Annotated in this window: 8 protein-coding genes; 6 read left to right on the top strand and 2 right to left on the bottom strand. The window is 35.4% G+C overall.

The window, feature by feature from the left end; genetic code table 11:
• The first annotated feature begins 330 nt into the window (after positions 1 to 330).
• The 3 genes from CP366_RS06885 (at position 331) to CP366_RS06875 (ending at position 3,060) form a co-directional block, all read left to right on the top strand.
• A complete protein-coding gene (locus tag CP366_RS06885; RefSeq protein WP_089145913.1) occupies positions 331 to 1,167 on the top strand; it encodes an aldo/keto reductase in 837 nt (278 codons plus the stop codon).
• Between the two features lie 48 nt (positions 1,168 to 1,215).
• On the top strand, positions 1,216 to 2,028 hold the full coding sequence (locus CP366_RS06880; protein WP_023488616.1) for a Cof-type HAD-IIB family hydrolase: 813 nt from the start codon (positions 1,216 to 1,218) through the stop codon (positions 2,026 to 2,028).
• Positions 2,029 to 2,094: 66 nt separating this feature from the next.
• A complete protein-coding gene (locus CP366_RS06875; protein WP_089147739.1) occupies positions 2,095 to 3,060 on the top strand; it encodes an NAD(P)-dependent oxidoreductase in 966 nt (321 codons plus the stop codon).
• A 66-nt stretch (positions 3,061 to 3,126) separates the two neighbouring features.
• Here the strand turns inward: CP366_RS06875 and CP366_RS06870 are convergent, their stop codons facing one another.
• Both CP366_RS06870 and CP366_RS06865 read right to left on the bottom strand, forming a co-directional pair.
• Entirely contained in the window at positions 3,127 to 4,512 is a 1,386-nt protein-coding gene (locus tag CP366_RS06870) for an APC family permease (protein ID WP_057726529.1), read from the bottom strand.
• 97 nt (positions 4,513 to 4,609) lie between these two features.
• A complete protein-coding gene (locus CP366_RS06865; RefSeq protein ID WP_005724638.1) occupies positions 4,610 to 5,224 on the bottom strand; it encodes a DedA family protein in 615 nt (204 codons plus the stop codon).
• 139 nt (positions 5,225 to 5,363) lie between these two features.
• Here CP366_RS06865 and uvrC point away from each other — a divergent pair, with 139 nt between their 5' ends.
• The 3 genes from uvrC (at position 5,364) to CP366_RS06850 (ending at position 10,481) form a co-directional block, all read left to right on the top strand.
• On the top strand, positions 5,364 to 7,166 hold the full coding sequence (uvrC, locus tag CP366_RS06860; protein WP_065990905.1) for an excinuclease ABC subunit UvrC: 1,803 nt from the start codon (positions 5,364 to 5,366) through the stop codon (positions 7,164 to 7,166).
• 78 nt (positions 7,167 to 7,244) lie between these two features.
• Positions 7,245 to 8,549, top strand: coding sequence for a GTPase ObgE (gene obgE, locus CP366_RS06855; RefSeq protein ID WP_005722345.1), 1,305 nt, complete (start codon positions 7,245 to 7,247; stop codon positions 8,547 to 8,549).
• Between the two features lie 15 nt (positions 8,550 to 8,564).
• On the top strand, positions 8,565 to 10,481 hold the full coding sequence (locus CP366_RS06850; protein ID WP_081036405.1) for an acyltransferase family protein: 1,917 nt from the start codon (positions 8,565 to 8,567) through the stop codon (positions 10,479 to 10,481).
• The last annotated feature ends 4 nt before the right edge of the window (positions 10,482 to 10,485 follow it).

The raw sequence follows: 10,485 nt of genomic DNA, 5'->3' as shown, positions 1-10,485 counted from the left end.
AACCCTTCTTTTTTTGTTATCTAATTTCTATTTACACAAGAATTTATACTGAACCTTTTTATACGAAAATATTAATTTTGTATAGAATAATAAAATAAATTATTTGATAATCTTTATAAACCCAGCAGCATTGATTGATGCTACTATTTTAATTAGAAAATATAACAGAACCACAAAAAATAAAATGTATGTATAGGATTTGCAACAATTTTGTTGTATGCTATTAACAGATGGCTGAAAAAAACAATTATTGTTTAATAATTGTTATTAGCTATACAAATACAGGAATTAAGAAACAGAGACATATTAGTAAAATGTAGAAGTGTATATATGTACTCTGATAAAACTTTAATGCTCAATAACGGAGTAGAGGTTCCTCGAATTCAACTAGGAACTTGGCTAATTAATAACGATGATGTACGAAAAGTAATTCGTCAAGCGATTAATGTTGGTTACCGCGCTTTCGATACTGCTAAAGACTATGGCAATGAAAGTGGTGTGGGAAAAGGTATTTGGAACTCTGATGTTGAGCGTAGTGATATTTTTTTAACAACTAAATTACCAACTTCGATTAAAGACTATGAAGGTACAAAAAAAGCAATTGATGACGCTTTAGATCAATTTAGTTTGGAATATATTGATATGTTGTTAATTCATTCACCACAACCTTGGATTGAAGTGAATAGAATTAATGATCGTCACTTTGAAGGCAATCTGGAAAACTGGAGAGCAATGGAAGAAGCACTTAAAGCCGGTAAAGTTAGATCAATTGGTGTTTCAAATTTTTTACAAGAAGACGTAGCTAACATTGTTAATAACAGCTCAATTAAGCCAGTAGTTAATCAAATCGAAGTTCATATAGGAAATGTGCCAACTGATTTGATGAAATACTGTAAAAATTTAGGAATTCAGATTGAAGCATATTCTCCACTTGCACATGGTCGTTTGTTAAAGGATCCAAGAATCAGGACTTACGCTGAAAAGTATCATGTTAGTCCAGCTCAATTAATGTTATCATTTGACTTACAGCTAGGTTGTATTGTTTTGCCGAAGAGTGATAATGTTAAAGAAATGCAGGAAAACTTGAACATCGATTTTGAGATCAGTGCTGATGATATGGCTGATTTGGTCAAGTTAAAAGAAAATACGCAGACCATGGCTGTTTAATAGAAGCATCGCATAAGCGGTGCTTTCTTTGTTTTAAGGGAAAAGGTAATGGAAGAAATTAAACTAATCGCGATAGATATTGATGGAACCTTAGTTAATTCTAAGAAGGAGATTACACCAGCAGTTAAAAAAGCAATTTTAACTGCTCAAAAACAAGGCAAGCAAATCGTAATTTGCACAGGTCGGCCTTTGTCAGGTGCTCAACGTTATTTAGATGAATTAGGGCTTAATGGCCAAGAAAATCAGTATGTAGTTAGTTTTAATGGTGCAGTTGTAGAATCAACCGCGGGGCAGGTTATTTTCAAACAGGGGCTAAAATATGAAGATTATGTAGATTTAGAGACAATTGCGCGAAAGCTAAACTTACATTTTCATAGCGTATCGTTAGATCGAATTTATACAGCTAACCGTGATTTGGGACATTATACAATTTATAATTCACGGGTCGTAAAATTAGAAGTCTCATATCGTACACAAGAAGAAATGAAGCAGATACCAATCATCAAATGTATGTATGTTGATGATCCAGACTATTTAGATGAGAAAATAGAATCTCCTTTATTTGAAATGATGAAAGATCGAGTTGTATTTTCAAAGACTGAGCCTTTTTATTATGAAGCAACCGCTGCCGGTGTCGATAAGGGGACTGGCCTGAAAAGACTATGTGACTACTTAAAAATAGATCGAAGTAATGTGATGGCCCTAGGCGATCAAGCAAACGACATGCCGATGTTAACTTATGCTGGATTAGGTATCGCAATGGGAAATGCTGTTGAATATACAAAGCAACATGCTGACGAAGTTACGGCTGATTGTGACCACGACGGTGTTGCAGTTGCAATCAATAAAATATTAAAGTAGATGTTTTCTCTTTCAAATAGTGGTATTTTTACTTTAAGATGAAAATTGAATAGAGGTCTAAAAATAATGAATAAAGCAAAAGTTTTAGTTTTAGGTGGCTTAAGAGATGAGGCCTTAACTGATTTAAAAAATATTTGTCAAGTTGATATCGGTCCAGTAGGACATCGACCAGAAGATGATCGTGAGTGGGTGCTTGATCATATTGCAGAATATGATGGTGTGATCGTAGCAAAGATGGCTTTTGATCGAGAAATGATTGATGCTGCGAAAAATTTAAAAATAATTTCAACTTATGGCGTTGGCTTTGACCACGTTGATGTTGAATACGCTAAAGAAAAAGGAATAGTTGTTTCAAATTGCCCTAAGAGTGTGTTGCGTCCAACGGCGGAACTTGCCTGGACAATGATTATGGCATCAGCTCGTAGATTGCATTATTATGACCATGCTTTGCGTGAAGGCGTCTTTTTAAATGCCGATGAGTACGACAACCAAGGGTACTCCATTGAAGGAAAGACCTTAGGAATTGTAGGTATGGGTCGAATTGGTCAACAAGTTGCTAGGTTCGCTAAAGCATTTGGTATGACAATTATTTATCATAATCGTCATCAAGTAGATGATCAAATTGCAGCAGAATTAGATGCTAAATATGTTGACTTAGATACTTTGGCAAAAGAAGCTGATTTTGTGAGTTTACATACTCCTGCTACAGCTGAAACATATCATCTGGTTAATTCAGACTTTTTAAAGAAAATGAAAGACACAGCGTTTTTAATTAATGTTGCTCGTGGATCGTTGATTGACGGGGATGCATTAATTGCTGCGTTAAAGAATGGTTCAATTGCAGGCGCCGCCTTAGATGTTTTCGAAAACGAACCGCATCCAAGACCTGAATTGGTTGAAATGGATAATGTGATCATGACGCCTCACGTTGGTTCAGCTACTCACATTGCTAGATTTAATTTGTCTAAAGAAGTTGCGAATAATGTTTTGTCTTTCTTTAAAGATGGTCAGGCAATTAATCAAATTAACTAGTTCAAACAGAGCTAAAAAAGACGATTCATGCAAATCGTCTTTTTCTTTACATAATTTTTACTGATGTTAATCATGATCAAGCTGACTATGGTGGTAGCCATAAACAAAGTAAATTACAGCACCGATGATTAACCAAATAGCTGCCATTAAGTAAACTTCTGAACTTAAATGGCAAATCATAAAGATACAAATTAAACCAGAAATGATTGGCAAATATGGGTATCCGGGAACTTTAAAGCCATCGTTAACAATATCTGTTCTTTTTCTTAATTTTAGAATTCCAAAGGAAACAAGAGTAAAGGCAAAAAGTGTACCAAAGTTGACCAAATTGGCTAGTTGATCAACGGAGAAGAATGCTGCACCTGCTGCAATAATAATAGTGACAGCGACTAAGGCATTTTGAGGAGAGTTATGTTTTTTATCTAATTTACTGAATGCACTAGGCAATAGCCCATCACGTGCCATAGCATAGATTAAGCGAGAGCTTGAATAGATCATTGTCAGCATCATGGTAGCCATTCCTAGCATAGCACCAAATGATAATAACTCTGCTACCCAGTTTTGATGAACATATTGCAATGCAAAAGCAACGGGATTAGATACGTTTAGCTTGGTATAATTAACCATACCCGTTAAAACGATTGAAACGCCAAAATAAAGTACAGCTGCAATAGCTAAAGTGCCAATAATTCCTAGGGGCATATTTTTCTTAGGATTTTTAACCTCGGCGGCTGATGATGAAACAACATCAAAGCCAAGAAAGGCAAAGAAGACTGTGGTTGCTCCTTTGATGACTCCTGAAAAATGATATGGCAAGAACGGATGATAGTTGTTAGGTTTAATGAACTGTAAGCCTACAAAAATAAAAATTAAAATAATGGCGATTTTAATAAAAACAGCTACGACATTAATTTTAATTGAGTTCTTCATCCCTCGTGACAACAGGATACTGATAAGTAAAATGATTAAAACAGAAACCAAGTCAAAATAAACGCCATTGTTAAGATTCATAGGACCAGAAATAGCGTGTGGAATTTTTAGACCAAATGGTGCAATGAAAGAACTGAAGTATGATGACCAACCTGCTGCCACAGTGGCTACAGATAGCATGTATTCCAGAATCAGTGCCCAACCGATAATCCAGCCTGTAAATTCGCCATAAACGATATTCCCATATGAATAGGCAGAACCAGCTACTGGGATCGCTGAAGCAAATTCTGCATAACACATTCCAGCTAAAGCACAAACAATTGCTGCAACAACAAAGGATAAACTAACGCTAGGTCCAGCTAATGTGGCTGCAACAGTTCCGGGTAAGATGAAAATACCGGTCCCGATGACAGCTCCTACGCCAAGAGACATTAAATCAACGGCGTTCATTGTTTTGGAGAACTTAATGTCTTTACCGAGATAGCTCTCAACATTTTGTTTCCTAAAAATATTAAATTTCATTCGCAAACTTCCCTTATTATAGATTAGATTAATTTTACATGATATTTTTAATTTTTAAAAGAAGAAAACGCTCTATATTTTTTATAGAGCGTTTGAATTAATCAGCTTTAATTTTTTGCTTATACCATTTACAGGAGAAATATATTAAAGCAATTAGAATAAGTCCTCCAATGATTAATGAGTATTCTTCAAAAATTAACACAATTTGTTCCCAATTTTCACCCATATAGGAACCAAGACCAACTAGAATAGCATTCCAGAGTAAGCTGCCTAAGCTAGTGTAAATAAGGAACTTAGGTAATTTAACTTTGGCTATTCCAGCTGGAATTGAAATTAAGCTACGAACTACAGGGATGCACCGACCATAGAAGATTGCACCGGTACCGTATTTATCAAACCATCTGATAGCCTTTTGTACATCACCCTTTTTAAAGCCAAGTAGTTTGAATAACTTATGATCGAACAACTTTTCTAATCGATCTGGATTAAGTAAAGTGCCAATCCAATATAAAACTAGTGCACCAACTACCGCGCCGATTGTTGAAGCAATAATTACACCGAAGACATTCATTTGAGAATGATGGGTTGCAAAGCCAGCGAACGATAGAATTACTTCGGATGGAATAGGGGGAAAGATGTTTTCGATTGCAATTAGCAAACTGATGGCTAGGTAGCCAAATTGGTTAATTAAGTCAAAAACTAGATTAGTCATCAAAAGTTCTCCTCAAATTTTATTTCTTTTAATATATCAACTTTTGTACCGAATAGCTATTTCTATAAGCAAAGTTAAGATCTTCTTAAACAGTCTGTGTTAAACTATTAAATGCAAATTTTTTCAGTGAGATGAGATAATGGCAACACAATTAATTGAGAATAAACTAAAACTTTTACCAGAAAAACCCGGCTGTTATTTGATGAAAGATATTAACGGTACGGTTATATATGTTGGTAAATCTAAAAATTTAAAAAATCGGGTTCGCTCATATTTTAAGAGTAAACAGGTTGGACGTCGTGCTGAATTAGTTCGTGAAATTCGAGATTATGACATCATTACTGTATCAACTGATAAGGAAGCTTTTTTACTTGAAATTACATTAATAAAAAAGTATCAACCTTATTATAATGTTCAATTAAAGCAGGGTACGGGATATCCTTACATAGAAATCACGCGTGAACACGATCCGCAAACTCGGTTAACTAGTATCGTTCATAAGGATGGTGGCTACTATTTTGGTCCCTATCCTAATGTATATGCTGCCCAGGCCACTTTGAAGTTTATTCAAAAAGTTTTTCCACTAAGGCGCTGTCATGGTTATCAAGGCAGACCTTGTCTTTACTATCATATGGGGCAGTGCTTAGGTGCATGCTTTAAAAAAGTGCCACAAAAAGAATACGAAGAGCAAATTAAAAAGATCAAGAGCTTTTTGAATGGAGATATTGCTAGTGTTAAACAGAGTTTGACCGAAAAAATGGCTCAAGCAGCTAGCAATCTTGAATTTGAACGAGCAGCCGAAATTCGCGACCAATTGAAATATATTGAAGAAACGGTTGAAAAACAAAAAATTATTTCCAATGATAATACGCAGCGTGATATTTTTAATTATTACGTTGACAAGTCTTGGATTTCTGTTCAAATCTTCTTTTTACGGCAAGCAAAGTTATTGCGTAGAGAAACTAGAATGTTTCCTTTGACAGATGCCACAGATCCAGAAGATGCTTTCACTTCTTTTATTGTGCAATTTTATGAGCAAAGAAATAGGGTTTTGCCTAAAGAAATTCTGATTCCTGAAGGATTTGATAATGCTACTTTAGCTGAGGTCTTGAAGGTACCTGTTAGAACACCGCAACGAGGGCAGAAAAAGTCATTGCTAGACATGGCGAAGGATAATGCTAAGTTAAAGCTAGATGATAAGTTTAGATTATTAGAACTAGGTAATCGAAAAACTAAAGGCGCTCAAAAAGAAATTTTTGATGCTTTAGGCTTACCATATGGACACTTTATTGAAAGTTTTGATCACTCCCATATTCAAGGTGCTGACCCAGTCTCTGCTTTAGTCGTTTTTAAAGATGGTGAACCCGAAAAAACAGCTTATCGTAAATATAAGCTAAAAGGTGAGGTTGAACATCAAAATGGTGGCGACGAAGTACGCAACACGAGGGAAGTTGTCCGCCGAAGATATGGTAGACTGTTGCGCGAGCATAAAAGAATGCCTGATTTGATTTTGATGGATGGTGGTCAAATTCAGGTCGATGCTTGTTTAGATGTTTTACGAAATGAATTAAATTTGAATATCCCAGTTGCGGGGATGGTTAAAGATGATAAGCACAGAACAAACCATTTATTATTTGGCGATCCCATCAACGGTATTCCTTTGAAACTGATTCCCCTTAATCCCAAATCAGAGGGCTTTTATTTAATGACGCGCATTCAAGACGAAGTGCACCGCTTTGCGATTACTTTTCATAGAAGACGCCATGCTAAAAATGCTTTGTCCAGTCGTTTAGATTCGATTAAGGGAATTGGTCCTAAAAGTCGTAACAAATTATTGCGCGAATTTGGTTCATTGAAGAAAATTAAAGAAGCTTCAATTGATGACTTGCGTAGAGCAGGATTAACGCTTACTCAAGCACAAACGGTAAAATTAACATTGTAATCCGAGAAAACGCGATATCATGCGTATTTCTGTGGTATAGTATTAAAAGCTAGATTAAGACGGAAGGAAGAGATATACATGCCTACATTTGTTGATCAAACTAAAATCGAAGTACAAGCCGGAAAAGGCGGCGATGGCATGGTGGCTTTCCGCCATGAAAAATACGTCCCTAATGGCGGTCCAGCCGGTGGTGATGGTGGCCGTGGCGGCAGTATTATTTTTGTTGCTGACAGCGGCTTAAGAACTTTGATGGATTTTCGCTATCGGCGTAAGTTTAAGGCGGATAGTGGTGAAAATGGTCGTATTAAATCACAATATGGCCGTGCAGCTAAGGATCTTTATTTAAAAGTTCCAGTTGGTACTACTGTATATGATTATGACACTAATGAATTGATTGGTGATTTAACTGAAAAGGGCCAAGAACTAGTCGTTGCTAAAGGCGGTCGCGGCGGTCGCGGTAATATCCATTTTGCAACTAGTGTTAATACTGCACCAGAAATTGCTGAAAATGGTGAACCAGGTGAAGATCGCGTTTTGCGTTTAGAATTAAAATTATTGGCTGATGTCGGCTTAGTTGGTTTTCCGTCAGTTGGTAAATCAACACTGTTATCAGTAACAACTAAGGCCAAGCCCAAAATTGCTGCTTATCAATTCACGACTTTAACTCCTAATTTGGGAATGGTTATCTTGCCAGATGGTCGTGACTTTTCAATGGCGGATTTGCCAGGATTAATTGAAGGAGCTAGTCAAGGCGTAGGCTTAGGAATTCAATTTTTACGTCACGTTGAAAGAACCAAAGTAATTCTACATCTAGTTTCAATGGATCCTAATAATGGTCGTGAGGCAATTGATGATTACCATACCATTAAAAAAGAACTCAAAAATTACGAAACAGATTTATCAAAGAAGCGAGAATTGATTGTAGCTTCACAAATGGATATTCCTGGTGCTGAGGAAAAACTAGCTGAGTTTAAAAAAGCATTAAAAGCAGAAGGAAATAATGAACCTATTTATGAGATCTCAAGTGTAACTCATAAAGGCGTAGATAAGTTGATGTCAGATACTGCCAACTTAGTAACTGAAGTTGAACAAGAACAGGCTGAAGAACAACCTAAGCTAGCACAAAAGATTAAAGAATATAAGTATCAGGCACCACAAAAGAATGAATTTACAGTTGAGCAAGTTGGCGAACATGAATTTATCGTTAAGGGTGAACAATTAGAAAGATTAGTTCAAATGACCAACTTGGATCACCAAGACGGTATTATGCGTTTAGCAAGAAAGCTTAAGCGTTTAGGTGTTGATGACGCACTACGTGAAAAAGGAGCTGTTAATGGTGATGATGTGGCTATTGGCAAGTTTGTCTTTGAATTCGTACAATAAGAGTAGAGATAGGGTATGAAAAAAAATAGGTTTATTACGGGGTATTCTGGCCTTAGAGCCTTAGCAGTTATCGGAGTAATTCTTTATCATTTGGATCCTAATTCCTTTATGGGAGGATATCTGGGAGTGCCGATTTTTTTCGTGCTCTCAGGATATTTGGTGACAGATCATATGCTTAATTCATATGATAAAACAGGATCATATAATAATCGTCATTTTTATTTGAGTCGAATAAAAAAGTTATATCCACAATTAATTACTGTTTTATGGTTAAGTGCAGCCTATATCTTTATCTTTCAACGAAATTTACTGGCTAAATTAAATCAGGTTGTACTTGCAAATCTATTAAATGTATTTAATTTTTGGCAAATTCATAATGGTCAAAGCTATTTTGAGCGTTTTGCAGCTAATGAATCACCATTTACTAATTTATGGACGATGTCAATTGAAGGCCAATTTTATATTGTTTGGCCAATTGTCATTTATTTACTAGTTAAATTGGTTAAAAAGAAAAAAAATATTTTCTGGATTTTAGTTGGTCTATCAGCTGTTTCTGCATTAGAAATGGCAATCCTATACTTTTTAAAGGCTGATATTAATCGGATTTATTACGGAACTGATACTCGTTTCTTTTCTTTAGGATTAGGAGCAGCATTAGCAGTTGTTTGGCCGATAGAAGGTTTAAATCAGCAAGTCGAACGAAAAGTAAGTTGGATATTGGACTTGGTGGGCCTTGCTTCATTTGTTTTAATGTTAGCAATGTTCTTCTCTAAGTGGATGAATCCACAACAAGCCTTTACTTACTCTGGCGGAATGTTGTTATTTACTTTAGATGTATGTATTTTAGTAGCGGTAATTGCTCATCCTGGCAGTCATTGGAATCAAATCCTAACTAATAAGTTATTTGATTGGATTGGCTCACGAAGCTATGGCATCTATCTGTATCAATTTCCAGTAATGATCTTTTTTGAAGATAAGGTAAATATTGGTGATAATCCAATGCTGTATCACCTTATTGAAGTGATTTTAATTTTAGTGATTACAGAAATTACTTATCGTTTGATTGAAAGACCAATGGGTAGGATTACCTGGGATAAAACGAAGCAATATTTTGCTCGAATTTTTAATTTTGAAACAAAAGATTACTTTAAGAAAGGTCAAGCAGCCTTAGCAGCTTTGATTTTAATCTTAGGATCAGCAGCTATTGCTATTTCACCAGGAGTAAAAGCAGAAGACTTTAATAAAAGCCAATTAGCACAGCGAATTAATCAGAATTCTAAAAAACAAAAAAAGGATAATGCTAAATTAATTGAAAAGTTAAAAAAAGAAAAAAAGAAAAAAGAAAAAAAATCTAAAATTATTCGTGAAGCTGAGCTTCAAACTAAAAAGCATCCTATTAACAAATCTTTTGTTAAATATGGTATTTCCCAGTTAGATTTGCAATTGGCTCAACATGTTCAAGTAACTGCGATTGGCGACTCGGTAATGGCCGGTTCGAGCAACGATTTAAAACAATTAATGCCTAAAGCGTTAATTGATGCTGCTGTTTCAAGACAATTGAATGTTGCTTTTGGCTTATTAGATAGTTATCAAAGTCAAGGAGTTTTAGCAGATAATATCTTAATAGGGTTAGGAACTAATGGACCTTTCTCAATGGAAGATCTTGATCGAATAATGCATCAGGCTGGGCCTAAGAGAAAAGTTTTCTGGATCAATGTTCACGTTCCAACTAGAGATTGGCAAAATTCAGTGAATAATTTGCTAAAGCAAGGTGCAAAACGGTATCATAATCTTATAATAATTGATTGGTATTCATACTCGAAGAATCATCCTGACTGGTTCTACGGTGATCATACTCACCCTAATTTAGAGGGCTCAAAATACTATAGTGCATTAGTTACCAAAACAATTGTTAAGCATTCAAAATTTTAGATTA

The sequence above is a fragment of the Lactobacillus sp. UMNPBX15 genome, from assembly GCF_002553785.1.
Taxonomy (GTDB): Bacteria; Bacillota; Bacilli; order Lactobacillales; family Lactobacillaceae; genus Lactobacillus; species Lactobacillus crispatus.
The sequence above is the reverse complement of the archived record's forward strand: the minus strand, read 5'-3'. Positions and strand labels throughout refer to the sequence as shown.

Excerpts from the sequence above, each read along its gene's own strand:
- CP366_RS06885 (WP_089145913.1), top strand. The coding sequence starts at position 331 with ATGTACTCTGATAAAACTTTAATGCTCAATAACGGAGTAGAGGTTCCT.
- CP366_RS06880 (WP_023488616.1), top strand. The coding sequence starts at position 1,216 with ATGGAAGAAATTAAACTAATCGCGATAGATATTGATGGAACCTTAGTT.
- CP366_RS06875 (WP_089147739.1), top strand. The coding sequence starts at position 2,095 with ATGAATAAAGCAAAAGTTTTAGTTTTAGGTGGCTTAAGAGATGAGGCC.
- CP366_RS06870 (WP_057726529.1), bottom strand. The coding sequence starts at position 4,512 with ATGAAATTTAATATTTTTAGGAAACAAAATGTTGAGAGCTATCTCGGT.
- CP366_RS06865 (WP_005724638.1), bottom strand. The coding sequence starts at position 5,224 with ATGACTAATCTAGTTTTTGACTTAATTAACCAATTTGGCTACCTAGCC.
- uvrC (WP_065990905.1), top strand. The coding sequence starts at position 5,364 with ATGGCAACACAATTAATTGAGAATAAACTAAAACTTTTACCAGAAAAA.
- obgE (WP_005722345.1), top strand. The coding sequence starts at position 7,245 with ATGCCTACATTTGTTGATCAAACTAAAATCGAAGTACAAGCCGGAAAA.
- CP366_RS06850 (WP_081036405.1), top strand. The coding sequence starts at position 8,565 with ATGAAAAAAAATAGGTTTATTACGGGGTATTCTGGCCTTAGAGCCTTA.